Genomic DNA, 25,814 nt, shown 5'->3' on the forward strand with positions numbered 1-25,814 from the left:
ACCCGAGTGGGATCGATCGTCGCGAAGAACCGCAAGCATCTCGTCCTGGCGACGGGGCGGTCGCACCCGGAGCTCGCGAGCGCCGTCGCCGCCGAGATCGGCACGGATCTGATGGATGTCGACAGCCGCACCTTCGCGAACGGCGAGATCTACGCGCGCTTCGAGGGCTCGGTGCGCGGATCCGACGCCTTCATCCTGCAGTCGTACTGCCGGCCGGTGAACGAGTGGCTCATGGAGCAGCTCATCATGGTCGACGCGCTCAAGCGCGCATCGGCGAAGCGCATCACGGTCGTCATGCCGTACTACCCCTACTCCCGGCAGGACAAGAAGGGCCGCGGCCGAGAGCCGATCTCGGCGCGCCTGATCGCCGACCTGTTCAAGACTGCCGGCGCCGACCGCATCATGTCGATCGACATCCACGCCTCGCAGATCCAGGGCTTCTTCGACGGCCCGTTCGACCACCTGTTCGGCATGCCGGTGCTGCTCGAGCACTTCCGCCACACCCTCGACCCCGAGACGCTCACGATCGTCTCGCCCGACATGGGGCGCGTGCGCGTCGCCGACGTGTGGAGCGACAAGCTCGGCGCGCCGCTGGCGATCATCCACAAGCGCCGCGACCCCTTGGTGCCCAATCAGGTGTCGGTGCACGAGATCGTCGGCAACGTCGCAGGCCGCACGTGCCTGCTGGTCGACGACATGATCGACACCGGCCGCACGATCGTGAAGGCGGCCGAGGCGCTGAAGGCGAACGGTGCGACCAACGTGGTCGTGGCCGCCACGCACGCGATCTTCTCGGCGCCAGCATCCGAGATCCTGAACTCCGACGTGATCGACAAGGTCGTGGTCACCGACACGCTGCCGCTGCGCGACGACCAGCGCTTCGAGAAGCTCGAGGTGCTCTCGATCGCACCGCTGCTCGGTCGCGCCATCACCGAGGTCTTCGAGGACGGCTCGGTCACGAGCCTGTTCGACGGCGCCGCCTGAGGCAGATCGCGGCTTCCGGGTGACCTGGCACCGCGCCGATGGCGCGCATCCCACCGGTGACGGACCGGACGCGGCCGACCGGGCGCCGGTGACCCCGGTGCCGATGGGCATCGCCCGTGCGGCGGTGCACGGCGGTGCCGCCGTCACCGCGGCCGCCGGTGTCGCGGCGGTGTTCCTGCTGCTGGGCACCATCGTGGTCGGCCTGGTCGCGGAGGAGCTGATCGGCGACCGCGACATCGACCTGCTCGCACGCGGCGCGATGGCCAGCCTCGGCATCCTGGTGGTGATCGGCGGGCTGGGCGAGCCGCTGCGCATCGCCCTGGAGCGGTCGCTGCGCGCGGGCGCCGCCGAGCGCATGCCGCGCGGCACCACGCCGCCGTTCGCCGAGCGCGAGGCGCTGCGCGGCGGGCCGCACGGCTGGCTGCACGGTGTCGGCGTCGGCGGCATCATCCTGGGTGCGATCGGGCTGCCGCTCGGGCTCTTCCTCGCTGCGGACGACCGCGAGGCCCTGCTCGCTCGCATCCTTGTGCCGTCGATCGGCGCGGTGCTGCTGCTGGGCGGGGTCGCGCTCGTGTGGTGGAGCCGAGGCAGGGGCCGCGGCAGGGCGCGGTGGAAGCAGCGCTTCCAGCTGCTGAGCTCGCGGTGGGGGCGTGCGATCCTGCCGGTGCCCCGCGCACACCGGCAGCGTCGCAACCGCGTCCTCGTCATCGCCGGCCAGGCCGCGATGGCGGGTGCGCTGCTGTTCCTGGCGGGTGTCTGGATGCGCCAGCCCGGGCGCTGGGCCGATCCGCGCACGTGGGGCGAGCTCGGCGAGCGCGCGATCGACGGCCTGCTCGCGAGCGGCGCGCTCGTGATCGCCATCGCGCTCGTCGCCGTGCTCGCGGTGCAGGCCGGGCTGCTGGTGTGGACGGCCATCCGCGACCGCCGCACCGTGCAAGCCCTCGAACGCGGCGAGCGCGTGCTGCTCGAGCGCGTCGACGGGGTGCTGCTCGACGACGGACCGCTCGAGCGCGTCGCCGTCTCACTCGGTGTGCTCGGCTGGCTGGTGGTCTCCTACGGCTGGTCGCCCACGTTCATCGCGGGTATCGAATCGGCAGAGGAGACCGCCGGCATCCGCGCCCTGACGGCACTCGTCTGGCCCGGGCTGATCGCGGTCGGCGTCGGCTGGATGCTCGGCTCGATCGGCGCCGTACGCGTGCGCGCCCGCCGGGCCCGCGTGCAGGCGGTGCTGGCGCGCGACCCGCAGCCGCTGCGCGAGGGCGATGCCGCGCCGAGCGACCGGCGCGCGAAGGCGGTCGGCGACATCGCGCTGCACGCCAGGGGCACGATCCTGCCGCCGTAGGCTGGTGCAATGCAGATCGCCGAGGCACGCGCGCTCGACTGCGCCTACTTCGACGCCAACCGCTGCCGCTCCTGCACGCTGCTGCCGACGCCCTACGCGCTGCAGTTGACCGAGCAGCAGGCGCGGATCGAGGCGCTGCTGCCGACCATGGCGTGGGATGCGCCGCACGCGAGCGCCGTCGGCGGATTCCGGAACAAGGCCAAGATGGTCGTCGCCGGCACCGTCGCCGCCCCCACGCTCGGCATCCTGGCGCCGGACGGCAGCGGCATCGACCTGCAGGCCTGCCCCCTGCACGAGCAGCCGCTCGTGGCGGCTATGCCGACGCTCGAGGCGTTCGTGCGCGAAGCACGGATCACGCCCTACGACGTGCCGAGCCGGCGCGGCGAGCTCAAGCACCTGATCCTGACCGCCTCGCCCGACGGCGAGCTGGCGCTGCGCCTCGTACTGCGCTCGAGCGAGGCGCTGCCACGCATCCGGAAGCACCTCGACCTGCTGGCGTCGCTGCCGTTCACGAGCGTGTCGGCGAACCTGCAGCCCGAGCACAAGGCGGTGCTCGAGGGCGAGGAGGAGCTGCTGCTCGCGGGCTCCGGCGTGCTCGTGATGCGGGTGAACGACATCGGTCTCCGGCTACGGCCGCGCAGCTTCTTCCAGACCAACACCGCGGTGGCCGCCGCGCTCTACCGGCAGGCGAGCGGCTGGATCGACGAGGCCGATCCGGAGAGCGTGCTCGACCTGTACTGCGGCGTCGGCGGCTTCGCGCTCCACGCTGCCAGGGCGGGACGCCGCGTTGCGGGCGTTGAGGTGACCGCCGAGGCGATCGATGCGGCCCGCGAGACAGCAGCTGAGCTGCGCGTCGACGCGTCCTTCGCGGTCGGCGACGCGACCGGCGTCGACCTCGAGGGTGCGCGCGCGCCAGAGCTCGTGGTGGTGAACCCGCCCCGGCGCGGCATCGGCTCGCTCGCCGCGCGGCTGGAGGCGAGCGCCGTCGAGCGGCTCGTCTACTCGAGCTGCAACCCCGCCACGCTTGCCAGGGACCTCGCCGCGATGCCATCGCTGCGGCCAGTGCGGGGCAGAGTCTTCGACATGTTCCCGCACACAGAGCACGCAGAGGTCCTTGTGGAGCTCGCGCGCCGCAGAGGTGCGCTCGCGGGTCGCACCGGCACCCCTGGATTGGCAATGCCTCGGCTTTGATGCAAAGGTGGAAGTTCTGGCCGACGGCCAGCACCGGTACCTGAACGCCTCGCCCGTTTCGACTGCAGCCGCAGCTCGGATCCGCGAGTGCGGTGCCGGTGGCGCCCCGCGGCGTGTGCCTGCTCGGTCGATCCGGGCTCGCCGCGGGCAAGTGCGCGGCACGACGCTCGGCGTGCCCGCCGATCGATCGATGCTGCCCTACGAGAGGAACCGAATGCCGCCCACGCAAGAGATCATGCAGCTCGGTATCGCGGCCGTCATCGTGCTGCTCGTCGTCTTCTACGGCGGCACGCTGCTCATGGCGCTCGGCATCGGCCGCAAGCGGGAGAACGCCGACGGCTACATGACCGCCGGCAACCGCATCGGCTTCGGCATCTCGGCCGCATCCATGACGGCGACGTGGATCTGGGCCTCGTCGATGTACGCGTCGGCGACCGCCGGGTACACCTACGGCGTCTCCGGCCCCATCCACTACGGGCTCTGGGGCGCCCTGATGATCCTCTTCATCTACCCCTTCGGCAAGCGCATCCGCGCCGTGGCCCCGCGTGCCCACACGCTCGCCGAGGTCATGTACGCCCGCCACGGCCGGTCGTCGCAATTGATGCTGGCCGGCTCCAACGTGCTCGGCTCGCTCATCTCGCTCACCTCCAACTTCATCGCTGGCGGCGCGCTCATCGACATGCTCTCGCCCCTCAGCTTCGGCACGGGCATCCTGATCGTCGCGGGCGGCGTGCTGCTCTACACGCTGTGGTCGGGCTTCCGCGCTTCCGTCCTCACCGACTTCGCGCAGGTGGTCGCCATGCTGGGCGCGGCCGTGATCGTGATCCCGGTCGTGTTCTTCGCCGCCGGTGGTCCGGCGATGTTCGAGGCCGGCGTGGCAGCCGGCAACGTCACGCCCGAGCAGCAGGACTTCTTCTCGTCGGATGCCTTCCTCAACCAGGGTGCGCCCTACATCGCCGCGGTGCTCGCCTACGCGATCGGCAACCAGACGATCGCGCAGCGCCTGTTCGCGGTGCGAGAGGACCTCATCAAGCCGACGTTCATCACCGCGACGATCGGCTACGGCGCGACGGTGATCGGCGTGGGCATGCTGGGTGTCATGGCGCTCTACCTCGGCGTCCAGCCGCTCGACGGGGATGTCAACAACCTCATCCCGCAGGTTGCGGCGACCTACCTCCCGTGGGGACTGCTCGCGCTCGCCTTCCTGATGATCATCGGCGCACTCTCCTCCACGGCGGACTCCGACCTCTCGGCACTGTCGTCGATCGTGATGACCGACATCTACGGGCAGTCGGTCGGACGTCGCCGGGCGAACCCGCGCACCATGCTGCTCTTCGGGCGCGTCTCGATGATCGTCGCCACCGGCGCGGCACTGTTCTTCGCGACCAGCCACTTCAACATCCTCGACCTGCTGGTGTTCGTCGGCGCGCTCTGGGGATGCCTGGTGTTCCCGGTCATCGCCTCCTTCTACTGGAAGAAGGTCACGAACGCAGCCTTCACCGTGTCGGTGATCGCCGCCCTCGCGGTGTTCCTGCCGGTGCGCTTCGGCTGGGTCCCGCTCACGGGCGTGCTCGCCGTACCGATCGAGGTGCTGGCGACGATCGGCATCGGCGTCGTGCTCGGCATCATGGCGTTCGGGTTCTTCGGCCTGCGGATCGGCACGATCGTGGGCGTCGTCGCCACGCTGGGTGCTGCGCCGTTCACGCTGTTCTTCCTGCGCGACTATACGGTGCTGACGGCGTCGCTGGTCGCCTACGCGGTCTCGTTCATCGTCTGCTTCCTGATGTCGTTCCGGTCGAAGCGGCGCTTCGACTTCTCGAGCATCTCCGACGTCACGGGCAATTTCGACCGAATGCAGCCCGCGCAGGGCGTCGTCGATGCGGCGGCTTCGGATGACCGCGACGACAAGCATGACCCGGCTTCGGCTCGGGCAAGAGACTGAGAGCGAGCGAGACCATGACCATCGCACTGACCATCTACATCCTCATCTGGCCCGTGATCGTCGCAGGCGTGCTGTTCGGCATCGCGCGCAGCTTCATCAAGGAGCTGCGCGAGGCGAAGCGCGAGGGGCGAGCGATCATCTGACGCGCAGGGCAGCGCCGCGGCGCTGCGCGACCGGCCGATCGCGAATGCGTCGTGCGGCCGGTCGATCGCGGATGCGCCGCCGCGCGTCAGGCGGTGACCGGCGGCTCGGCCGACCAGGGGAACACGATCCACTCGTCGGTGCGCTTCCAGACGAAGTCGGGGTCGACGACCGACGAGGATTTCGCGTAGAGGACCGCCGATCGAGCCTCAGCTCCCATGCCGCGGAGCAGGTCGAGCACGAGCGCGAGCGTGCGGCCGGAATCGGCAACGTCATCCACCACCAGCAGGCGGCTGCCCTGCACCGACTCGTGGTCGAGCAGCGGGGCCAGCAGCACGGGGTCGGGCAGCGTCTGGTGCACATCGGTGTAGAACTCGACGTTGATCGCATCGGCGAGCTTGAGCCCCAGTGCGTACGAGAGGTGACCGGCTGGCAGCAGGCCGCCCCGTGCGACCGCGATCACGATCTCAGGGCGGTAGCCGCTCTCGGCGATCGTGTGCGCCAGTTCACGCCCAGCCACACCGAAGCCCTCCCAAGTGAGGACCTCCTTGCGATCGAGGTCCGAGGAGTCGGCGTGAAAGGCGTGCATGCGTCGACAGTATCCGGGCGCGCCACCCTCGCCCGCGCGCCCGCCGCCGCGCCCATCCACGCACGCCGCCGCGCACCCGCCGCCGCGCCCATCCGAGCCAGCGCGTGTCAGGTTGTTGCAGAAATCGGGCGGGATCGGTGCAAGAAGCTGACACGCAGCTCGACAGTGCGAGCCGGGCGACGCGGTGGGCGGCGCGCGGCTCAGTGCGTGTCGACGGCCTCGACCTCGGTGCGGTCGCCGGACCACTGCGTGTGGAAGGTGCCCTCGCGGTCGACGCGACGGTACGTGTGGGCGCCGAAGAAGTCACGCTGCCCCTGCACGAGCGCGGCCGGCAGCCGGTCGGCGCGCAGCCCGTCGTAGTACGACAGGCTCGACGAGAACGCGGGGGCGGGGATGCCGGCCTGCGCCGCCGCGACGACCACGCGGCGCCACGCCTCCTGCGTCGCGGCCAGTGCCTCGCGGAAGTACGGCGCGAGCAGTAGCGCCGACAGCCTTGGCTCGGCCGCGTAGGCATCGGTGATGTCGTTCAGGAAGCGCGCGCGGATGATGCAGCCGGCTCGCCAGATGCGCGCGACTTCACCCTTCTGGATGTCCCAGCCGTACTCATCGGCAGCTGCGACGATCTCGTCGAAGCCCTGCGAGTACGCGACCATCTTCGATGCGAACAGCGCCTTCCGCACGTCCTCGATGAACGCATCCGGGTCCTGCACGTGCCAGGCGCCGGCCGGGCCGGGCAGGTCGGTAGCGGCCGCGCGCTGCGCGAGCCGCGACGAGAGCGACCGTGCGAAGACTGCCTCTGCGATCCCGGAGACCGGCACGCCCAGATCCAGCGCCGTCTGCACTGTCCACGCGCCGGTGCCCTTGGCGCCTGCAGCGTCGAGGATGACATCGACGAGCGGCTGGCCGGTGTCGGCATCGACCTGGCGCAGCACCTCCGCCGTGATCTCGATCAGGTAGGACTCGAGCTCGCCGCGGTTCCACTCCTCGAACACCTCGGCGATCTCAGTCGGCGTCTTGCCGGTGCCGCGTCGGATCAGGTCGTAGGCCTCGGCGATCAGCTGCATGTCGGCGTACTCGATGCCGTTGTGCACCATCTTGACGAAGTGGCCGGCGCCATCGGTGCCGATGTGGGTCACGCAGGGCTCGCCGTCGGCGACCGCGGCGATGCCGGTGAGGATCGGCCCGAGGGTCTCGTAGGACTCGACCGTGCCACCGGGCATGAGCGACGGGCCGTTCAACGCGCCCTCCTCGCCACCCGAGATGCCGCAGCCGACGAAATGGATGCCGGTCTCGCGCACGGCCGCCTCGCGGCGGATGGTGTCGGTGAAGCGGGCGTTGCCGCCGTCGACGATGATGTCGCCCGGCTCGAACACAGCGACGAGCTCATCGATCACGGCGTCGGTCGCCTTGCCGGCCTTCACCATCACGATCGCGGTGCGGGGCGTCTGCAGGCTGTCGGCGAGCTCCTGCATGGTCGCCGCGCGCACGAAGCCCGCCTCGGGGTGCGCGGCGATCAGGTCGTCGGTCTTGGAGGTCGTGCGGTTGTAGACCGCGACGGTGTTGCCCTCTCGCGATGCGAGGTTGCGGGCGAGGTTCGAGCCCATCACGGCGAGGCCGACGACGGCGATGTTGGCGTGGGTCACGGTGTCCTCCTGGACGGTTCGGGTCTGCCACCAGGCTAGTCAGCACGGGATGCGCGCGCCGCGTTCGGACGGCGCGGGCACGACGCGCCCGGCCATGCGACGGCGGTGCGACGCTCGTGGATAGCCTGATGCTCAAGGAGAGACGCCCATGCATGCACCCCGCCTGAACGTCGCCGTCGCGGTCACCCTCGACGACGCCTCCGCCGCGCGCATCGTCGAGCTCGAGCCGCGCGTCGACCTGCTGCGAGACCCGAGCCTCACCCGCCCCTGGCAGTGGCACGGCGACTGGGAGGGTGATCCCGACTGGCAGCGCACCCCTGCGCAGCAGGTCGCCTTCGAGGCGATGCTCGACGGTGCGGATGCGCTGTTCGGGATCCCGGACGTGTCACCCGCCGCTCTGGCGCGCACCGTGCGCGCCAACGAGTGGCTGCGCTGGGTGCACACGACGGCCGCGGGCGGCGGCGGCCAGGTGAAGGCGGCCGAGCTGACAGAGCAGGAGCTCGAGCGCGTCGTCATCACCACGAGCGCGGGCATGCACGCGTCGACGCTCGCCGAGTGGGCGCTGTTCGGCGTGCTCGCGGGTGCCAAGGATCTGCGTCGGTTGGAGGCAGACCAGGCGGCGCGCACCTGGGGCGACGGCCGCCGCATGATGCGGCACGTGAGCGAGATGACCGTGCTGGTCGTGGGCCTCGGCGGCATCGGCACGGTCGTGGCCGAACGGTTCGCGGCACTCGGCGCGACCGTCTGGGGCACGACACGCAGCGGCACGCCCGTCGACCACGTCGACCGGCTCGTGCCCATGGACGAGCTCGTGGACGCCGCCGCGCAGGTGGACGCGATCGTCACGACGCTGCCGGGCACCGAGCACACGGTCGGCCTCATCGGCGCGGCTGTGCTCGGCGCGGTGCGCGATGACACGATCCTCGTCAACGTCGGTCGAGGTGCCGTGGTCGACGAGCCCGCGCTGCTCGCGGCACTCGACGCGGGGCGCATCGGGTTCGCAGCACTCGACGTCACCGCCGTCGAGCCGCTGCCGACAGAGAGCCCGCTCTGGGGCCACCCCGGGGTGCTCATCAGCCCCCACACCGCTGCGCTCTCGGTGCACGAGCCCCGCCGCATCGCCGAGCTCTTCGCCGCCAACGCCACGCGGCTGCTCGACGGGCAGCCGATGCAGAACGTCATGAGCACGAAGGAGTTCTACTGATGACCACCGGCATCGCCAGCACCGGACCAGCGCTGTTCGACCTCGCGGGTCGCGTCGCACTCGTCACCGGCTCCAGCCAGGGCATCGGGCGCGCCCTCGCCCAGGGCCTCGCGGAGGCGGGCGCGACCGTCGTGGTGCACGGGCGCGACCGCGCCAAGGCCGAGCGCGCAGCTGCAGAGATCGGCGAGACCACCGGCCGGCAGACGCACGTCGCACTGTTCGACGTGACGGATGCGCAGGCGGTCGACGCCGGGATCGCCGACGTCGAGACGCGCCTCGGCACCCCGGACATCCTCGTCAACAACGCCGGCATCCAGCGGCGCAACCCGATCACCGAGTTCACGGATGAGGACTGGCACGACCTGGTCGCGACCAACCTGACGAGCGCGTTCCTGCTGTCGCGTCGCGTCGCGAAGGGCATGGTCGCGCGCGGCTCCGGCCGGATCGTCTCCATCGGCTCCGTCCAGTCGCAGCTCGCTCGCCCCTCCATCGCGCCCTACAGCGCGACGAAGGGCGCGATCGTGATGTTCACCAAGGGGCTCTGCGCCGACCTCGCGCCGCACGGCATCAGCGTGAACGCGCTGGCGCCGGGCTACTTCGCCACCGAGCTCACCCAGCGGCTCGTCGACGACCCCGAGTTCTCGGCCTGGGTCGCGCAGCGCACGCCGGCCGGCCGCTGGGGCGAGGTGCGCGACCTCGTCGGCGCCCTCGTGTTCCTCGCCAGTGACGCGAGCGCGTTCGTGAACGGTCAGACCATCTACGTCGACGGCGGCATGACCGCCGTCGTCTGATGCAGTCGAGAGAGGAGTCACGATGACCGACAACCTGGCGCTCGTCGCGCACGCGAAGGGCGACGTGCGGGTGGAGCCGCTGCCGGAGCCCGATCCCGCCGCCGACGAGGCGGTCGTCGCGATCGCCTACGGCGGCATCTGCGGCTCCGATTTGCACTACTGGCTGCATGGCGCGGCCGGGCAGTCGATCCTGCGCGAGCCCATGGTGCTCGGCCACGAGATCGTCGGCACGGTGCTCGCGGCTGCCGCCGACGGGAGCGGCCCGGCCGCCGGCACGCGCGTGGCCGTGCACCCCGCCACCGAGGTGGACGACGGCTCCGCGCCCTACCCCGCCGACCGGCCGAACCTCAGCCCCGCGGGCACCTATCTCGGCTCGGCCGCCCGCATGCCGCACACCCACGGCGCGTTCGCGCGTCGCGCGGCGCTGCCCTCGCGCATGCTGCGGCCGATCCCCGACGGCCTCGACCTGCGGCTGGCGGCGCTCGCCGAGCCGGCAGCGGTCGCGTGGCACGGCGTCGGCCAGGCCGGCGACGTCGCGGGCACGCGCGTGCTCGTCATCGGCGCAGGGCCCATCGGCGCGCTGGCGATCGCCGTCGCCAAGCACCACGGCGCGAGCGAGATCCTCGCGACCGACCTGCACGAGCATCCGCGCGTCCTCGCCGAGCGGCTCGGCGCGCGAGCCATGGACGCGACGGATGCCGAGGCGATCGCGGCCGTGCACGCGGATGTGGTCATCGAGTCGTCAGGCACCGTGCCGGGCCTCGCCGCAGCGATCTCGGGTGCGCGACGCGGCGGCACGGTGGTCATGCTGGGCCTCCAGCGCGCGGGAGACGTCTCGGTGCCGATGGCGACCGCCATCACGCGAGAGCTCACGCTGGTCGGCTCCTTCCGGTTCAACGACGAGCTCGATGCCGTGCTGGCCGCGCTCGCGGACGGCTCGCTGGACGCCGAGGCCGTCATCAGCCACGAGCTGCCGATCGGCGACGGCCTGCGCGCCCTCGAGATCGCGCGCGACGCAGCCGTATCCTCGAAGGTGCTGCTCGCGTTCTCGGACAGCAGCGGAAGGCAGGGATGTGCCGATGAGTGACACGCGCTACCCGCCCATGGTCATCATGGGCGTGCAGGGATCCGGGAAGTCGACGATCGGTGCGGCGCTCGCGAAGCGGCTGAACATCGACTTCATCGACGGCGACGACCTGCACCCGAAGGCCAACAAGGACAAGATGGCCGCGGGCATCCCCCTCGAGGACGAGGATCGGGTGCCGTGGCTGAAGGCGATCGGGCAGACCATCGCCGACGGCCGCGCGAGCGGTCGCATCATCATCGTCGCGTGCTCCGCGCTGAAGCGCTGGTACCGCGAGCTGCTGCGCTCGAGCGCGCCGGATCTGGTCTTCGTCCACCTCAGCGGTGACAAGGACCTGCTCGCCGATCGGCTCGCCCATCGAGACCACGCGTTCATGCCGACCACGCTGCTCGACAGCCAGATGGAGACGCTCGAGCCGCTCGGTCCCTGGGAGAGCGGCATCGTCATCTCCATCGAGCAGGATCCTGTCGCGATCGTCGACGAGGTCACCCGCATGCTGATGGCCCGCGCCGCGGGCCGCACCGTCAAGCCCTCCCCGGGCGCGACGATCACCGGCTCGATCGACGTCCAGCCCGGCTGATCCCCCGGCCGCGCACACGGCCACCCGCACTGCACCGCACACGCACACCTAGGAGCCACTGCCATGGAAGACCTCGTCCTCAACTGGGATCTGGGCACGGGAGGACTGCTGCTGCTCGCCGCCGCGGCGATCGCCCTGCTGCTCGTCCTCATCATGACGTTCAAGATCCACGCGTTCCTCGCGCTGATGATCACGAGCCTGCTGACGGCCGTCGCCGCAGGCATCCCGTTCGACCAGCTGATGGCCGCGCTCGCGTTCGGCTTCAATCCCACGCTCGGCAGCGTCATGCTGCTTGTGGCGCTCGGCGCGATGCTCGGACGGATGATCGAGACCTCCGGCGGCGCTCGGGTGCTGACCGACAAGCTGGTCGGCAGGTTCGGCGAGAAGCGCGCCGGGATGGCCGTCGGTGTCGCCAGCCTGCTGATGGGCTTCCCGATCTTCTTCGACGCCGGCCTCGTCGTGATGCTGCCGATCATCTACGCCGTCTCGCGTCGGCTGGGCGGCTCGCTGCTGCTCGTCGCCTTCCCCGCGGCGATCGCCTTCAGCGCCATGCACATCTTCGTCCCGCCGCACCCCGGACCGGTCTCCGCATCCGCGATCCTCGGTGCCGACGTGGGCCTCGTGCTCATCCTCGGCCTGGTCGTGGCGATCCCCGTCTGGTACCTCGTCGGGGTGCTGTTCGGCGGATGGGTGGGTCGCAGGTACAACATCTCGGTGCCGACGATCCTCGATGGCTCCGACGACGTGAACCGGGAGATGGAGTCGCACCCCTCGTTCGGCAAGATCATCACGCTGCTGCTGCTGCCGCTCGTGCTCATCCTCATGAACACGGGCCTCAACATGTACGCCTCGACGACGGATGACGCCGACGCGTTCAAGGCGCAGCCGATCGTCGCGCTGCTTCGGGTGCTCGGCGAGACGCCCGTCGCGCTGCTGATCACGGTCATCGTCTCGATGTGGCTGCTGGGCTGGGGGATGGGCAAGGCCGGCACGCTCATCGAGAAGGTCGCCGACAGCTCGCTCGGCCCGATCGCCTCCGTGGTGCTCGTCACCGGCGCCGGAGGAATGTTCGGTGGCGTGCTGCGCGTCACCGGCATCGGCACCGCGATCGCCGACTCGCTCAACTCGATCGGCATGCCGGTCATCGTTGCGGCGTTCCTCATCTCGCAGATCGTGCGCATCGCGCAGGGCTCGGCCACCGTGGCGCTGACGACCGCGGCCTCGCTCATGGCCGGCGTGGTCGTCGACGGCGGCTTCAACCCGGTCGAGGTCGCCGCGATCGTGCTCGCGACCGCCGCCGGATCGGTGGGCTTCAGCCACGTGAACGACTCCGGCTTCTGGCTGGTGAGCAAGTTCTTCGGCATGGATGTGAAGACGACCCTGCAGACCTGGACGGTCGCGCAGGGCCTGATGGCCATCATCGGCTTCATCCTGTCGTTCGCGATCTACCTGCTCGCCGGCCTGTTCGGCTGACCCGGAGCGCGCCGCGACGGCGGGCCTCGCAGGCCGTCGTCGCGGCAGCACCGGGTGCCGTCCGACACACGGTCGCACGCGTCGTGCGGTAGACTCGGTCGCTGAACTTCGGCGAGGGATGCAGGAGCATCCGTGATCGACGCGGTGGGAGCCAGACCGGGTCCTCATGCTTGCGCGTTCGAGTCGACACGATGACGGGCTGCGGCCCACAAGGAGACTTCCATGAGCACCGAGTACGACAAGCTCGAGACCGAGATCCGCGAGTCCTTCGGCAAGGGCGCAGCTCGCAAGCTGCGCGCCGTCGGCAAGATCCCCGGCGTCCTCTACGGCCACGGCACCCAGCCGCAGCACCTGACGGTCGACGCCCACGCGCTGTACCTGCTCGTGCGCCGCTCCAACGCGATCATCGACCTGCAGATCGGCGACAAGCACCAGCTCGCCCTCGTGAAGGACGTGCAGCGCAACCCGGTGCTCCAGGGCATGCCCGGCATCGAGCACGTCGACCTCGTCATCGTCAAGCGAGGCGAGAAGGTCATCGTCGACGTGGGCGTGCACATCGAGGGCGAGTCGGCCCCCGGCACCATCCAGAACCACGAGACGACCGCGCTGTCGATCGAGGTCGAGGCGCTCCACATCCCCGACTCCATCACGGTGTCGGTGGAGGGCATGGAGGAGGGCTCGCACATCCTCGCCGGCGACATCACGATGCCGAAGGGTGCGACGCTGCTCACCGACCCCGAGACGCTGGTCGTCGGCATCATGGTGCCGGCCGCACCCACCGAGGACGAGGACGAGGCCGCGGACGCGGCCGAGGGCGAGGCCGCAGAGGGCGCTGCCGAGACCACCGAGGACGCCTCGGAGTAATCCGGCATCGACGACGGCGACATGGCCGAGACGTGGCTCGTGGTCGGGCTCGGGAACCCCGGGCCCGACTACGCGCGCACGCGGCACAACATCGGCCAGCTGGTCGCCACCGAGCTGGAGCGGCGCGCGGGCGCGACGCCTAAGCGGCACGGCAGGGCCGATGCGCTCGTCGCCGAGTCGCGGGTGATCGGTGGGCCGAAGGTCATCACCGCGTTCCCGCTGTCGTACATGAACCGCTCCGGCGGTCCCGTCTCGACGCTGATGGACTACTACGGCGTCGACCTCGAGCACGTGATCGTGCTGCATGACGAGCTCGACATCGCGCTCGGCGAGCTGCGGCTGAAGCAGGGCGGCGGGCACGGGGGCCACAACGGGCTGCGCGACATCATCGCCGCCCGCGGGCCGGAGTTCCTGCGCGTGCGGCTCGGCATCGGCCGACCCCCCGGCAGGCAGGACGCCGCGGACTTCGTGCTGCGGCCCTTCGCGAAGACCGAGCAGCCAGAGGCCGAGCTGCTCGTGCAGCTGGGCGCGGATGCCGTCGAGCGCATCATCGCCGACGGGTTCCTGGCCGCCCAGCAGCGGCTGCACGCGCCGTCCTAGCGGGCGCGGGTGCGCCGCTAGCATTGAGTGCCGATCGGAAGGAGGGCGCCCGTGCGCCGATTCGCCATGAGGGCGACCGCGGTCATCGCGGCGTCGCTGCTGCTCGCCGGGTGCGCTGCGGCCGACGAGCCCGACTCCGGCCCGCCGCCGCCGAACGGCTACGAGCTCTCCGCGACACTCGACGACGGCACGCTGCTCTGGAACGACCGCAGCGATGGCTCCGGGATGACCGACCTCATGCTGGAGTCGCCGGAGGGCCGCTTCGTGCACTCGTGCCTGGGCAACGCGCCGCTGATCTGCTGGGATGACCCCGAGGAGCCGTCGATGCTGCTCGTGATCGCGCCCACGGGCGCCACCACCGCGGAGCTGACCTGGTACGGGCAGACCTATCCGCTCACCGCCGGAACCCCGGTGGGCGATGAGGCACCGGCGGTCTTCGCACTCGTGCTGCCCGAGTACGAGCCGAACGATGAGGGATGGACGCTCGAGGTGAAGGACGCGGCAGGCGAAGTGGTCATGACCTCGTGAGCCTCCTCCCTCTCCTCGAGCTGCTCGAGGGCGGGGCGCTCGAACCGGTCGTCGACGCATCGACAGGCGGATCGCTCACCGGCATGGAAGCGATGCGCGCACCGATCGTCGCGACGCTCGCGAACCAGCACGATCGTCCGCTGCTCGTGGTGGCGGCCACGCGTCGTGAGGCCGACGCGGTGCGCGACGACCTCTCGGCCTGGCTGCCCGACGCGCAGATCCTCGAGCTGCCGGCGTGGGAGACGCTGCCGCACGAGCGGCTCAGTCCCTCGGCCGAGACCGTCGGTCAGCGCGGTGCCACCCTTCGCGCGGTCGCGGAGCGCGACCCTGCTCGACCACTGATCATCCTCGCGTCGGTGCGCGCCGCGCTGCAGCCCGTCGCCGACAACCTGCTCGATGTCGCTCCGGTGGAGCTCGTGCTCGGCGGGCGAGGCATCGACCTCAGTGCGCTCGCGCGGCAGCTCGTGAACCTCGCGTACGCGCGCGTCGACATGGTCACGCGCCGCGGAGAGTTCGCCGTGCGCGGCGGCATCGTCGACATCTTCAGTCCCGCAGAGGACTACCCGGTGCGCATCGAGCTGTTCGGCGATGAGGTCGAGCAGATGCGCTGGTTCCACGTCGCCGACCAGCGCTCCGACCCCTCACCGGTGGAGCGCATCGTGCTGCCGCCGAGCCGCGAGCTGCTGCTGACGCCGATGGTGCGCGCGCGGGCGAAGCAGCTCGCGCCGGAGTTCCCCGGCATCCAGCAGATGCTGGAGAAGATCGCCGAGGGCATCCCGGTCGAGGGCATGGAGTCGCTCGCTCCCGCACTGCTCGAGCGGATGGTGCCGATCACGCACTACCTGCCTGGCGCCGGCGTCGTCGTGCTCGGCCCCGAGCGCATCCGCGACCGCATCGCGAGCCTGAACGACACGAACCAGGAGTTCCTGGAGGCGGCGTGGAGCGCAGCCACCGCGGGAGGACAGGCACCGGTCGACCTGTCGAGCGGATTCCTCAGCCTCGACGAGCTGCGCGAGGCCATCGACGCGCCGTGGTGGAGCTTCTCGGTGCTTGCCGCCGACGACACGGTCACCGCCGTCGAGGGCGAGCCCATCCCGAGCTTCACCGGCATCGCCGACGGTGCCGTCGAGCATGTGCGAGAGCGCGCGCGGCAGGGCTGGCGCATCGTCGTCACGGCGGCCGGCCAGGGTCTCGTGGAGCGCGCCGCGCAGGTGCTCGGCGAGCACGAGGTCGCGGCCCGCGTCGTCGACGCGCTGCCGGCCGACCTCGATCCCGGCATCGTGCATGTCACGCGCGCATCCATCGAGCACGGCTTCTCGCTGCCGGAGGAGCGCATCGAGCTCGTGAGCGAGGCCGAGTTCTTCGGCCGCGCCGTCGGCGTCGATGCGCGCCAGCCGCACAAGCTCGCCGGCCGCCGCCGTTCGGTGGTCGACCCGCTGCAGCTGAAGGCGGGGGACTACGTCGTGCACGAGACGCACGGCGTCGGTCGCTTCGTCGAGCTGACGCAGCGGACGGTCTCGACCGGGGGGCGCAATCCCGTCAAGACGACCCGGGAGTACCTCGTCATCGAGTACGCGGCGTCGAAGCGCGGCCATCCGGGCGATCGGCTCTCCGTGCCCACCGACCAGCTCGACCAGCTCAATCGCTACGTCGGCGGCGAGGCCCCGCAGCTGTCGAAGATGGGCGGCAGCGACTGGCAGCAGACGAAGTCGAAGGCACGCAAGGCGGTGCGCGAGATCGCGGTCGAGCTCGTGCAGCTGTACTCGAAGCGCATGGCGTCGAAGGGCCGCAGGTTCGGGCCGGACAGCCCGTGGCAGCGCGAGCTCGAGGATGCGTTCCCGTACGCCGAGACGCCCGATCAGCTGACCACGATCGACGAGGTGAAGCGCGACATGGAGCGCGAGGTCCCCATGGACCGACTGCTCTCGGGCGACGTCGGCTACGGCAAGACCGAGGTCGCGGTGCGCGCTGCGTTCAAGGCCGTGCAGGACGGCACGCAGGTGGCTGTGCTGGTGCCGACGACGCTGCTCGTGCGGCAGCACTTCGAGACCTTCGCTGCGCGCTTCGCCGGCTTCCCTGTGCAGGTGCGGGCGCTCAGCCGCTTCCAGACCGACAAGGAGGTGCGGGAGACGATTGCGGGCATCACCGACGGCACCGTCGACGTCGTGATCGGCACCCACCGGCTGCTCTCCGAGAACGTGCGCTTCAAGGAGCTCGGGCTCGTGATCGTCGATGAGGAGCAGCGCTTCGGCGTGGAGCACAAGGAGCGACTCAAGTCGTTGAAGACGAACGTCGACGTGCTCTCGATGTCGGCGACACCCATCCCGCGCACGCTGGAGATGGCTGTGACCGGGATCCGGGAGATGTCGACGCTCGCGACGCCGCCGGAGGCGCGGCACCCGGTGCTGACGTTCGTGGGCGCGTACAACGAGCAGCAGGTCGCTGCAGCGATCCGCCGCGAGCTGCTGCGCGAGGGACAGGTGTTCTTCGTGCACAACCGCGTCTCGTCGATCAACCGGGTCGCGGCCCAGCTCGCCGAGCTCGTCCCGGAGGCGCGCATCGGCGTTGCCCACGGGAAGATGGCCGAGACGGCGCTCGAACGCGTGATCGTCGACTTCTGGGAGCGGCAGTACGACGTGCTCGTCTCCACGACGATCGTCGAGACCGGCCTCGACATCCCGAACGCCAACACCCTCATCGTCGATCGCGCGGAGCGCTACGGCCTCAGCCAGCTGCACCAGCTGCGCGGTCGCGTCGGTCGCGGTCGCGAGCGCGCGTACGCCTACTTCCTCTACGACGGCGAGACGCCGCTGTCGGAGACGGCGCACGACCGGCTCGAGACCATCGCCGTGCACAACGAGCTCGGCGCCGGCATGCAGGTTGCGCTCAAGGACCTCGAGATCCGCGGCGCCGGAAACCTGCTGGGCGGCGAGCAGTCGGGTCATATCGCAGGCGTCGGCTTCGACCTCTATCTGCGGATGGTGGGCGAGGCGGTCGCGGTCTTCCGCGGCGAGGAGGATGAGGGGCCGCGCGAGCTGCGGCTCGAGCTGCCCGTGGATGCGGTGATCCCCGAGGACTACGTCGACTCGGAGCGGCTGCGCCTGGAGGCGTACCAGAAGCTCTCGTCCGCCGCCTCGGCGCGCGACGACAGCACGATCGATCAGGTGCTCGACGAGCTGCGCGACCGCTACGGGGAGCCGCCCGCGCAGGTGTCGGCGCTGGTCGCCATCGCTCGATTGCGGCGCAAGGCGCAGGCGGCGAAGCTGTCGGAGGTCATCACGGTCGGCCCGAACCTGCGGGTCGGGCCCGCGGAGCTCGCCGACTCGGTGCAGCTGCGCCTGCGGCGCATGTACCCGGATGCGAAGCTGAACCCGACCGCGAAGACGCTCGTCGTGCCGATCCCGACCGCCGGCGGCGGCCGGCTCGCGGGCACGCAGGCGGAGCCGCTGCCCGACGCCGAGCTCGTCGCATGGGTCGATGCGCTGCTGACGGCGATCTTCCCGCCGCCGAAGCCGGCGCCGGGGACGGCTGCAGAGGAAACCGGCCCCGACGCGGCGGTGGACTGACCGGCTCAGATGCCGCAGCGCGGAGCCGACCAGGTGTTCCCGCCGTTGTCGACATGGATGTGGTCGTTGTGATTCGGGTAGCCGGGACCCAGGATCACCGTGTTTGACGTGTACCGGGCCGCGAGGGCGATCTGGCAGAACGACTGCCCGCCGCCGCCGACCAGGTCCAGCGCCCGTCCATAGGTGTGCTGCCCGGTGCCGGAGCCGCCGACCCGGCGATCGCAAGCCTGGCTGCGGAAGCCGCTGGTGACCGTCAGCGGACGATCGCCCAGGCGGTGCCGGAGCGCCTCCGCACGCCACATGGCGCGCAGCAGGTTCTGCCGTACGGTCGCGGCGCCGACGCTGCCACCGGCGTAGCCGCCCTGGCCGCAGCCAGCGTCGACCTCGCTCCAGGAGAAGTGCGCAGGGCTGCAGTCGGGATCCTGGAGGTCGTCGATCGTCGCGCGCGTCTGCGGACCGACGACCCCATCCACCTGGAGCCCGTACGCCTGCTGGAAGTTGCGCACAGCTGTGGTCGTCGCCGGGCCGAACGAGCCGTCGATCGCGAGGTTCGTGCGATAGCCGGACCAGCCGGCGACCCGGATCTGCAGCTCTCGCACATCGCTGCCGGTGTCGCCCGCTCGCAGGGTCCTCTGCCAGGTGAAGCAGCTGTCGGCCTGTGCTGGAGCGGCGGGAGCGGCGAGGATCGTGCCGCCCACCATCGCGATCGCGGCAGTCAGCAGGGCGAGCGCTCGCCGGAGCCGTCGCCTTCGCGGTGGCGGCGCAATCGTCGTGGCCGTGTGGGTCTCCATTGACCGGTCCTTCCAGCGTGGTGCAGCAAGGCCCCAGACTCGCTTCGCGGCGCACGTGCGTCAATGGTGAGTGCTGCCCATTGCCGTAGCCTGGTCGGGTGGATGCTGAATCGGCGCTCGGCGACCTCATCGCCGTGATGGCGCGCCTGCGCGGACCCGGCGGTTGCCCGTGGGATGCCGAGCAGACGCACGCCTCGCTCGTGCCCTATGTGATCGAGGAGGCGCACGAGCTCGCCGAGGCGATCGAGACCGGCGATGACGCACACCTGCAGGAGGAGCTCGGGGACGTGCTGCTGCAGGTGGTCTTCCACGCCGACATCGCGCGCGCGGACGGGCGCTTCGACATCGACGACGTCGCGCGCGGGCTGAGCGAGAAGCTCCGGCGCAGGCATCCGCACGTCTTCGCCGGCACGGCCATCAATGGCGTCGGCGAGGTGATCGCCAACTGGGATGCCATCAAGCGTGAGGAGAAGCCGGAGCGCGAGAGCGCGATGGACGGCATTACGCCCAGCCTGCCCGCGCTCGCGCGTGCAGCCAAGGTGCTGCGTCGCGGGGAGCGTGCGGGCCTGCTGCCCGCGGACGACGCCTCGGCCGCTCGCGCGCGCGACGACGCCTCGGCCGCTCGCGCGCGCGACGACGGCGAGGAGGCGCTCGGCCGTTCGCTGCTCGAGATGGTGCGCGGTGCGACAGCTGCGGGGCTGGATGCGGAGCGAGCGCTGCGGGGCGCCATCCGCGAGCTCGAGGCCGAGCTGCGCGACCGTGAGGCCGCGCTGCGCGACCGTGAGGCCGCGCGCTCGCCGGCCCCCGGATCGGCCCTGCTGTGATCGCCGGCTCGCGTTCTGGGCTCGACGAGCGCATCGTTCGGCGCCGCCGCATGCTCGCAGCCTCGCTCATCGTGACGGCGCTCACCACCCTCGTCACCGGGCTCGCGCATGCGATCGCCGGCGGTGCCGCGCCCGACGCGCTGCTGCTCGCCGCGGCGTTCGTGGCCACGCTGCTCGTCCTGAGCCCGCTGCTGCGCGGCCGGCCATCCGCCGCTCGTCAAGTGCTCGCGGTCGCTGTCGCCCAGGCGCTGCAGCACATGCTCTACGCGCTGCCAGAGACCGCGTCGAGCGCCCCTGCGGCCCATATGCACGGTGCCGACGGCGCGCTGCCGGCGACGACCGTCCATGCCCACGCGAGCATGCCGCTCGCGCACGTGGCAGCGGGCCTGCTCACGTTGGCGCTGCTGCGATGGGTGCCGCGCGCGGTCGCCGCGATGCAGGAGGCCATGTCGCTGCGCCTGGCAGCAGCCGTGCTCACCTGGGCGCCCGCCAATCCTCGGCGACCCGCGTCCGTGGTCGCTGCGCATCGGCCCCGCCGCACGGCGCTGGATGCCCTCGCCTGTGTGCGCGGCACCCGCGGGCCGCCTGCGCTGCTCGTCTGACCCATCCGATCGCCCCGAGCGATCCGAATCACTTGGCGACCGCACCAGCGGGGCGCCGTTCAGACGACTGCGCTGCGCCCCGCGCCGCGCCTCAGCATCAGGAGTACAACCATGTCCACCATCACCACCACCAATCCGCGCCGTCGCGGGCTCACCGCCGCCGGCATCGGCGTCGCCACGGCGGCGCTCGTGCTCGCCGCCCCCATCGCCGCGAGCGCGCACGTGCACGTCACGCCCACCTCGACCGAGGCGGGTGCCACGAGCGAGCTGGCGTTCTCGTTCAGCCACGGCTGCGACGGCTCGCCGACGACGGCGGTCGAGGTCAGCATCCCCGACGAGGTGACTGCGGTCGCACTCATCGCGAACGCCGGCTGGCAGGTCGAGTCCGGCGTGGTCGACGGTGCCCGCACCGTGGCCTTCACCGCCGACCGGGCCGTCCCCGACGGCGTGCGCGAGACGCTCGAGCTCGAGGTGACGCTGCCGGAGGGCGCGGCCGATGGCACCGTGCTCGCGTTCCCCACCCTGCAGAGCTGTGAGGTGGGCGAGACGATGTGGAGCGATCCCGACCCGGAGGCCGACGCGCCCGCGCCGACGATCACGATCGGCGAGGCCTCGCACGCGCACGGTGCGGGCGACGATGCCGCAGCGGTCGACAGTGGCTCCGACGAGGTCTCGGCCCCGGCTGAGGCTGACACTGAGGCAAGCGAGCCCGCCGACGGCGCTCAGGCCCCGGCTGCCGACGCGAGCTCGGAGGGCACCGCTGCCGGCGCTGTCCAGGAGTCGAGCCCCGCAATGCCGATCGCGATCACGGCGCTCGTGGCTTCCGTGCTGGCTGCCGCGTTCGCAGCCTTCGGCGCGTTCCGTCGTCGCAGCTGACCGCACCCGGCTGTCGTCGCTGAGGCGCGGCGACAGCCGGCACAACGCAAGCCCGCAGCTCGAGATTCGCCGGTCCCGCGGCGGCGGCTGGTAGCTGCGGCTGCTTCGGGCGCCGGGGCTTGCGTTGTGCGGGGGCCGGCTCGGGGCCGCGGCTCTCGCGGGATCGGGACGGCGCTGAGGGTCGGAGCTGGCGGGAGCGGATCGGTGCTGAGGGGCGGAGGCGCGGCGGCAGCCGGCACAACGCAAGCCCGCAGCTCGAGGATCGCCGGTGCTGCGGCGGCTGGCCGGTGGCGGCGGCTGCTTCGGCCGCGCGGGCTTGCGTTGTGCGGGGGCGGCTCGGGGCCGCGGAGCTCGCGGGGCTGGGGCGGAGCCGCGGACCTCGCGGAGCTCCTCAGCGCCGTCCCGATCCCGCGAGAGCCGCGGACCTCGCGGAGCTCGCGGGGCTGGGCGGAGCTGCGGGGCGCGGGGCTGGCCGGGCCATCGAGACTAGGGCCGCACGACGATGTTGCCCACCTTCCGGCCGGAGTCGACGATCCTGTAGGCCTCCGCGATGTCCGCAAGCGGCAGCGTCTGCTGGATGACCGGATCGAGCTCGCCGCGCTCGAGCAGCGGCAGCAGCCGCTCGACGAGCGCAGGGCTGCCGGGCGCAGGGCCGACCTTAACCGGGCCGCGCGCCTGCAGCATCTGCCACAGGCTCGCCGCCGCCAGCACCGCGGTGCCGCCCTCGCGCACGAGCGCTCGCGCGCTCGCCGGGGTCAGCGTGCCCACGGCATCGATGATCACGTCGAACCGCTGGCCCAGACTGACGGGATCGGTGGTGCCGTAGTCGACGTGCTCGTCGACGCCGAGGCGGTGCAGCAGCGCGACGTTGCGATCGCTCGCGACGCCCGTCACTCTTCCGCCGGCGATCCGTGCGAGCTGCACGGCGCTGGTGCCGACGGCGCCGGAGGCGCCGATCACGAGCACGTCCTGCCCCGGCAGAAGGTCGGCGACGGCGTGCAGGAAGTGCAGCGCGGTGGCACCACCGAAGATCGCTGCGGCGGCAGCATCGTGCGGAATGCCGCCGGGCTTGCGCACGAGTCGCTTCGCCTCAACCGCGACCAGCTCAGCGTGCGTGCCCATGCGCGCACCGGTCATGCCCGCGACCTCATCGCCGACCGCGAATGCGGTCACCGCCTGGCCGACCGCCGCAACGGTGCCAGAGACCACGATGCCGAGTACGCGATTGCGGGGCCCGCGCACCCCGAGCGCCAGCCGGCCGGGCAGGCTCATCCCGGCAGGGAAGCTGGCCGCGCGGATGCGCGCATCGCCGGAGGTGACGGCGGCGGCGGCGACGCGCACCAGCACCTGATCGGGCCGCGGCACGGGAGAGGGAAGCTCGGTGATCCTGGCGACGGCCGGAGGGCCGTACCGGTCGACGATGACAGCACGCACGAGGGTTCCTTACAGTTGTAAGACTTGGATGTCCCGAGCGTACCCTTACACTTGTAAGTCCCACAAGATGCAGTTCCGGAGGGAGCAGTGATGACGAAGCGTTCAGCAGCGAAGCCCGGCCTCACGGTCGAGCGCATCGTCGAGGCCGCGGCCGCCGTCGCCGACCGCGAGGGACTCCTGGGCGTCAGCATGCGCAGCGTCGGCCGCGAGCTCGGCGTCGAGGCCATGTCGCTCTACCACCACGTCGAGGCCAAGGAGGCGCTGCTCGACCACCTGGCCGACTGGCTCATGGCGCAGATCGAGCATCCCGCGCCGGATGGCGAGTGGCGCACGGGCCTGGCTACCAGGGCGCGCTCGTCTCGCGCCCTGCTGCGCTCTCACCCGTGGGGCTCGTCGCTGCTGGAGTCGCGCCGCACCCCCGGTCCGGCGGTGCTCGCTGGCCATGAGGCCGTGCTCGCGGCGCTTCGAGCCGGTGGCTTCTCGGTGCGGCTGGCGGGGCACGTCTTTTCGGTGCTCGACGCCTACGTCTACGGCTTCGTCGGCACCGAGCAGCAGCTGCCGTTCGAGCCGGGCGCAGCCGACGCGATGATCGAGCAGCTGCAGCTGCCGGCAGATCGCTTCCCGGCGATGGCAGCGTTCGTCGCCGAGCTCGTGATCGGCAAGGACTACGACTACGGCGACGAGTTCGAGTGGGGGCTCGAGCTCGTGCTGGATGGCTTCGCGGTCAGGCTGGACGAGGAGCGAGCCCGCGCATCCGGCGCGGTGCGATAGCGCAGCGCACCGAGGCCCGCCACGAGGAAGATGCCGATGCAGAATGCGAGCAGCACCTGCCCGGTCGGCCACAGCAGTCCCGCCCACCCGCCGTGCACGCCCGGTTCGAGGAACGGGTACGGGTACCAGCCGTCGATCAGCGCCCCGCGCAGCCAGGAGCACACCAGGTAGCCGACCGGGTAGAGCATCCACCAGACGGCACGGCGGATGCGGATGCGGCCGATGGTCGGCACCAGCAGCCAGTCGAGGCCGACCAGGGCGGGCACGATGCGGTGCTGCGCGGCGTTCGTGAACTCGATCGACCAGGACCACACCTCATCGGGCTGGGCCAACAGCACGGCGTAGATCACGCCGGTGAGCACGATGTAGGCAGTGACCGCCCCACGCAGATGATCGAACCAAGCCGGCCTGTGACCCTGCGCGACCAGCATCCAGAGCATCAGGATGATGACGAGGATGTTCGACTGCACCGTGAAGTAGGCGAAGTGCTCGGTCGCAGGCTCGCCGCTGGCCAGCATGTTCTTGATGTTCCACGCCTCGGCCAGCACTGCCACCAGCAGGATCACGATCCGCCAGGAGATCACCGGCACTGCCCGGTCGTGGAATGGCCAACGTCGTCGCACGGCATTCATCGTGCCAGCGCCAGATGCGCTGCGGCAGAATCTGCGCGACACGTGCGGAACAATGGATCCATGGCAACCCAGGTGAACCCGCCCCGCGGCATGCGCGACTTCCTGCCGGTCGAGAAGCGCGTGCGCGACCGTGTGCTGCGTGTGATCCGAGCTGCCTATGAGCACCACGGCTTCGAGGAGATCGAGACGCCGGTCGTCGAGGATGCGGCTCGTCTGCACGCCGGTCTCGGTGGCGACAACGAGAAGCTCGCGTTCGCGGTCATGCGCCGAGGTCTCGAGGTCGATGACCTGCGCGCGGCAGCGGCGCCGCTCGAGCTTGCCGATCTCGGACTTCGCTTCGACCTGACGGTGCCGCTCGCGCGCTTCATCGCCACCCACCGCTCGAGCCTCCCGCCGGTCTTCCGTGCGATCCAGATCGCGCCCGTCTGGCGCGCGGAGCGCCCCCAGCGCGGGCGGTACCGCCAGTTCATGCAGTGCGACATCGACATCGCCGGCGAGCCGGGCATCACGGCAGAGCTCGAGCTGCTGGCGGCGACGGGGGATGCGCTCACGCGGCTTGGGATCCCGGACGCGTTCATCCGCATCAACGACCGGCGCATCCTCTTCGCCGCGCTCGACCACGCGGGCATCGCCCCCGAGCTGCACGAGGCCGCGCTCATCACCGTCGACAAGCTCGACAAGATCGGCCCGGCGGGCGTTGCTGCGGAGCTTGCCGAGCGCGGCGTCGACGGCGAGCGGCTGCTCGCCACGCTCGAGGCCATCCGTGCGGGGGAGTCGACGGGCGCAGGCGGCACGCTGCATGGCTTCGATGCCGCGGCGCTCGAGCCGGTGCGCGAGCTGCTGGCAGCGAACGCGGGCATCCGGCTGGAGTTCGACCCGACGCTCGTGCGCGGCATGGGCTACTACACGGGCCCGATCTTCGAGATCGCCCACCCCGACCTGCCGTTCTCGATCGGCGGCGGCGGCCGCTACGACGGGATGGTCGGGCGCTTCCTCGGCCGTGAGCTGCCGGCGGTCGGGATCTCGCTCGGCTTCGAGCGGCTCGTCGACCTCGTGAGCCTGCCGGAGGAGGAGGCTGGCGAGACGGTCGCGCTGCTGGTCGACAAGGAGGTCGAGCCGACCCGCGCGATCGCGATCAAGCGCGATCTGGTCGCTGCCGGCCAGACGGTGCGCATGCAGCGCCGCACGAAGAACGTGACCGCCCTGCTCGAGCAGCTCGCGGCATCCGGCGCCACGCACTTCGCGTTCGTGCGCCCTGGCGACACCGCCGCGACGCTCGAGGTCAAGCCCATCGACTGAGTCTCCCTCGGCAGCCCGTCCCAGAGGACGGGCTCGATCGACCCGACGCGCGCGGATGCGGTG

The 25,814-nt window shown here is 71.1% G+C and carries 24 protein-coding genes; 19 read left to right on the forward strand and 5 right to left on the reverse strand.

The annotated features are described in order from the left end of the window. Positions 1 to 6: 6 nt before the first annotated feature. The 5 genes from ACJJVL_RS06640 (at position 7) to ACJJVL_RS06660 (ending at position 5,602) form a co-directional block, all read left to right on the forward strand. Positions 7 to 984 carry a ribose-phosphate diphosphokinase gene (locus tag ACJJVL_RS06640; protein ID WP_405217625.1) on the forward strand — a complete coding sequence of 326 codons (978 nt, stop codon included), beginning with the start codon at positions 7 to 9 and terminating at the stop codon, positions 982 to 984. Between the two features lie 19 nt (positions 985 to 1,003). After that, positions 1,004 to 2,326 (forward strand): hypothetical protein, encoded by a 1,323-nt coding sequence (locus ACJJVL_RS06645; protein WP_405217627.1) that lies wholly within the window; start codon positions 1,004 to 1,006, stop codon positions 2,324 to 2,326. 9 nt (positions 2,327 to 2,335) lie between these two features. Next, positions 2,336 to 3,517: a methyltransferase domain-containing protein gene (locus tag ACJJVL_RS06650; protein WP_405217628.1), complete on the forward strand. Its 1,182-nt coding sequence runs from the start codon at positions 2,336 to 2,338 to the stop codon at positions 3,515 to 3,517. A gap of 214 nt (positions 3,518 to 3,731) precedes the next feature. Next, positions 3,732 to 5,459 (forward strand): sodium:solute symporter family protein, encoded by a 1,728-nt coding sequence (locus ACJJVL_RS06655; RefSeq protein WP_405217630.1) that lies wholly within the window; start codon positions 3,732 to 3,734, stop codon positions 5,457 to 5,459. 14 nt (positions 5,460 to 5,473) lie between these two features. Further along, complete coding sequence (locus ACJJVL_RS06660; protein WP_405217631.1) at positions 5,474 to 5,602, forward strand: putative transporter small subunit; 129 nt, start codon at positions 5,474 to 5,476, stop codon at positions 5,600 to 5,602. A gap of 86 nt (positions 5,603 to 5,688) precedes the next feature. On the opposite strand, the gene ACJJVL_RS06665 is transcribed toward ACJJVL_RS06660, so the two are convergent. Further along, the gene (locus ACJJVL_RS06665) at positions 5,689 to 6,189 is read right to left on the reverse strand and encodes a phosphoribosyltransferase (protein WP_405217633.1); all 501 of its coding nucleotides are present in this window, start codon (positions 6,187 to 6,189) and stop codon (positions 5,689 to 5,691) included. A gap of 200 nt (positions 6,190 to 6,389) precedes the next feature. Then, positions 6,390 to 7,832 (reverse strand): NADP-dependent phosphogluconate dehydrogenase, encoded by a 1,443-nt coding sequence (gene gndA / locus ACJJVL_RS06670; protein ID WP_405217635.1) that lies wholly within the window; start codon positions 7,830 to 7,832, stop codon positions 6,390 to 6,392. Positions 7,833 to 7,980: 148 nt separating this feature from the next. Here gndA and ACJJVL_RS06675 point away from each other — a divergent pair, with 148 nt between their 5' ends. The 9 genes from ACJJVL_RS06675 to mfd all read left to right on the forward strand — a co-directional run bounded on the left by ACJJVL_RS06675 (position 7,981) and on the right by mfd (position 18,522). Next, positions 7,981 to 9,036 (forward strand): D-2-hydroxyacid dehydrogenase, encoded by a 1,056-nt coding sequence (locus ACJJVL_RS06675; RefSeq protein WP_405217637.1) that lies wholly within the window; start codon positions 7,981 to 7,983, stop codon positions 9,034 to 9,036. Then, positions 9,036 to 9,827, forward strand: coding sequence for a glucose 1-dehydrogenase (locus ACJJVL_RS06680; RefSeq protein ID WP_405217639.1), 792 nt, complete (start codon positions 9,036 to 9,038; stop codon positions 9,825 to 9,827). Before ACJJVL_RS06675 ends, ACJJVL_RS06680 begins: the two co-directional genes overlap by 1 nt. A gap of 22 nt (positions 9,828 to 9,849) precedes the next feature. Then, positions 9,850 to 10,914, forward strand: a complete 1,065-nt coding sequence (locus ACJJVL_RS06685; protein ID WP_405217640.1) for a zinc-binding dehydrogenase — start codon at positions 9,850 to 9,852, stop codon at positions 10,912 to 10,914. Beyond that, positions 10,907 to 11,491: a gluconokinase gene (locus ACJJVL_RS06690; RefSeq protein WP_405217642.1), complete on the forward strand. Its 585-nt coding sequence runs from the start codon at positions 10,907 to 10,909 to the stop codon at positions 11,489 to 11,491. Before ACJJVL_RS06685 ends, ACJJVL_RS06690 begins: the two co-directional genes overlap by 8 nt. 63 nt (positions 11,492 to 11,554) lie before the next feature. Beyond that, on the forward strand, positions 11,555 to 12,964 hold the full coding sequence (locus ACJJVL_RS06695) for a GntP family permease (RefSeq protein ID WP_405217644.1): 1,410 nt from the start codon (positions 11,555 to 11,557) through the stop codon (positions 12,962 to 12,964). 222 nt (positions 12,965 to 13,186) lie between these two features. Beyond that, entirely contained in the window at positions 13,187 to 13,828 is a 642-nt protein-coding gene (locus ACJJVL_RS06700) for a 50S ribosomal protein L25/general stress protein Ctc (protein WP_405217645.1), read from the forward strand. Positions 13,829 to 13,849: 21 nt separating this feature from the next. Next, entirely contained in the window at positions 13,850 to 14,428 is a 579-nt protein-coding gene (gene pth / locus ACJJVL_RS06705; protein WP_405217646.1) for an aminoacyl-tRNA hydrolase, read from the forward strand. A gap of 51 nt (positions 14,429 to 14,479) precedes the next feature. Continuing rightward, positions 14,480 to 14,956 (forward strand): hypothetical protein, encoded by a 477-nt coding sequence (locus ACJJVL_RS06710; RefSeq protein WP_405217647.1) that lies wholly within the window; start codon positions 14,480 to 14,482, stop codon positions 14,954 to 14,956. A gap of 83 nt (positions 14,957 to 15,039) precedes the next feature. Continuing rightward, positions 15,040 to 18,522, forward strand: coding sequence for a transcription-repair coupling factor (gene mfd / locus ACJJVL_RS06715; RefSeq protein ID WP_405217927.1), 3,483 nt, complete (start codon positions 15,040 to 15,042; stop codon positions 18,520 to 18,522). Between the two features lie 5 nt (positions 18,523 to 18,527). Here mfd and ACJJVL_RS06720 read toward each other — a convergent pair whose 3' ends face one another. Further along, a complete protein-coding gene (locus ACJJVL_RS06720) occupies positions 18,528 to 19,313 on the reverse strand; it encodes a D-Ala-D-Ala carboxypeptidase family metallohydrolase (RefSeq protein ID WP_405217648.1) in 786 nt (261 codons plus the stop codon). A 98-nt stretch (positions 19,314 to 19,411) separates the two neighbouring features. On the opposite strand from ACJJVL_RS06720, the gene ACJJVL_RS06725 reads away from it, so the two are divergent. The 3 genes from ACJJVL_RS06725 to ACJJVL_RS06735 all read left to right on the forward strand — a co-directional run bounded on the left by ACJJVL_RS06725 (position 19,412) and on the right by ACJJVL_RS06735 (position 21,615). Then, entirely contained in the window at positions 19,412 to 20,137 is a 726-nt protein-coding gene (locus ACJJVL_RS06725) for a MazG family protein (protein WP_405217649.1), read from the forward strand. A gap of 50 nt (positions 20,138 to 20,187) precedes the next feature. Continuing rightward, the gene (locus ACJJVL_RS06730; RefSeq protein ID WP_405217650.1) at positions 20,188 to 20,739 is read left to right on the forward strand and encodes a hypothetical protein; all 552 of its coding nucleotides are present in this window, start codon (positions 20,188 to 20,190) and stop codon (positions 20,737 to 20,739) included. Between the two features lie 111 nt (positions 20,740 to 20,850). Then, positions 20,851 to 21,615, forward strand: coding sequence for a DUF1775 domain-containing protein (locus ACJJVL_RS06735; protein ID WP_405217651.1), 765 nt, complete (start codon positions 20,851 to 20,853; stop codon positions 21,613 to 21,615). A 486-nt stretch (positions 21,616 to 22,101) separates the two neighbouring features. Here ACJJVL_RS06735 and ACJJVL_RS06740 read toward each other — a convergent pair whose 3' ends face one another. Beyond that, on the reverse strand, positions 22,102 to 23,049 hold the full coding sequence (locus ACJJVL_RS06740) for an NAD(P)-dependent alcohol dehydrogenase (RefSeq protein WP_405217652.1): 948 nt from the start codon (positions 23,047 to 23,049) through the stop codon (positions 22,102 to 22,104). Between the two features lie 90 nt (positions 23,050 to 23,139). Here ACJJVL_RS06740 and ACJJVL_RS06745 point away from each other — a divergent pair, with 90 nt between their 5' ends. Further along, positions 23,140 to 23,820, forward strand: coding sequence for a TetR/AcrR family transcriptional regulator (locus ACJJVL_RS06745; RefSeq protein ID WP_405217654.1), 681 nt, complete (start codon positions 23,140 to 23,142; stop codon positions 23,818 to 23,820). Here ACJJVL_RS06745 and ACJJVL_RS06750 read toward each other — a convergent pair. Next, a complete protein-coding gene (locus ACJJVL_RS06750; protein WP_405217655.1) occupies positions 23,721 to 24,443 on the reverse strand; it encodes a Pr6Pr family membrane protein in 723 nt (240 codons plus the stop codon). The genes ACJJVL_RS06745 and ACJJVL_RS06750 overlap by 100 nt on opposite strands. Before the next feature lie 69 nt (positions 24,444 to 24,512). Here ACJJVL_RS06750 and hisS point away from each other — a divergent pair, with 69 nt between their 5' ends. Continuing rightward, positions 24,513 to 25,751 (forward strand): histidine--tRNA ligase, encoded by a 1,239-nt coding sequence (hisS, locus tag ACJJVL_RS06755; protein WP_405217657.1) that lies wholly within the window; start codon positions 24,513 to 24,515, stop codon positions 25,749 to 25,751. The last annotated feature ends 63 nt before the right edge of the window (positions 25,752 to 25,814 follow it).

The sequence above is a fragment of the Agrococcus sp. Ld7 genome (assembly GCF_045064095.1).
Taxonomy (GTDB): Bacteria; Actinomycetota; Actinomycetes; order Actinomycetales; family Microbacteriaceae; genus Agrococcus.

Excerpts from the sequence above, each read along its gene's own strand:
- pth (WP_405217646.1), top strand. The coding sequence starts at position 13,850 with ATGGCCGAGACGTGGCTCGTGGTCGGGCTCGGGAACCCCGGGCCCGAC.
- ACJJVL_RS06735 (WP_405217651.1), top strand. The coding sequence starts at position 20,851 with ATGTCCACCATCACCACCACCAATCCGCGCCGTCGCGGGCTCACCGCC.
- ACJJVL_RS06665 (WP_405217633.1), bottom strand. The coding sequence starts at position 6,189 with ATGCACGCCTTTCACGCCGACTCCTCGGACCTCGATCGCAAGGAGGTC.
- ACJJVL_RS06695 (WP_405217644.1), top strand. The coding sequence starts at position 11,555 with ATGGAAGACCTCGTCCTCAACTGGGATCTGGGCACGGGAGGACTGCTG.
- hisS (WP_405217657.1), top strand. The coding sequence starts at position 24,513 with ATGGCAACCCAGGTGAACCCGCCCCGCGGCATGCGCGACTTCCTGCCG.
- ACJJVL_RS06720 (WP_405217648.1), bottom strand. The coding sequence starts at position 19,313 with ATGGAGACCCACACGGCCACGACGATTGCGCCGCCACCGCGAAGGCGA.
- ACJJVL_RS06685 (WP_405217640.1), top strand. The coding sequence starts at position 9,850 with ATGACCGACAACCTGGCGCTCGTCGCGCACGCGAAGGGCGACGTGCGG.
- ACJJVL_RS06690 (WP_405217642.1), top strand. The coding sequence starts at position 10,907 with ATGAGTGACACGCGCTACCCGCCCATGGTCATCATGGGCGTGCAGGGA.
- ACJJVL_RS06675 (WP_405217637.1), top strand. The coding sequence starts at position 7,981 with ATGCATGCACCCCGCCTGAACGTCGCCGTCGCGGTCACCCTCGACGAC.
- ACJJVL_RS06730 (WP_405217650.1), top strand. The coding sequence starts at position 20,188 with ATGCTCGCAGCCTCGCTCATCGTGACGGCGCTCACCACCCTCGTCACC.
- ACJJVL_RS06745 (WP_405217654.1), top strand. The coding sequence starts at position 23,140 with ATGACGAAGCGTTCAGCAGCGAAGCCCGGCCTCACGGTCGAGCGCATC.
- ACJJVL_RS06660 (WP_405217631.1), top strand. The coding sequence starts at position 5,474 with ATGACCATCGCACTGACCATCTACATCCTCATCTGGCCCGTGATCGTC.
- ACJJVL_RS06700 (WP_405217645.1), top strand. The coding sequence starts at position 13,187 with ATGAGCACCGAGTACGACAAGCTCGAGACCGAGATCCGCGAGTCCTTC.
- ACJJVL_RS06650 (WP_405217628.1), top strand. The coding sequence starts at position 2,336 with ATGCAGATCGCCGAGGCACGCGCGCTCGACTGCGCCTACTTCGACGCC.
- ACJJVL_RS06680 (WP_405217639.1), top strand. The coding sequence starts at position 9,036 with ATGACCACCGGCATCGCCAGCACCGGACCAGCGCTGTTCGACCTCGCG.
- ACJJVL_RS06655 (WP_405217630.1), top strand. The coding sequence starts at position 3,732 with ATGCCGCCCACGCAAGAGATCATGCAGCTCGGTATCGCGGCCGTCATC.
- mfd (WP_405217927.1), top strand. The coding sequence starts at position 15,040 with ATGGAAGCGATGCGCGCACCGATCGTCGCGACGCTCGCGAACCAGCAC.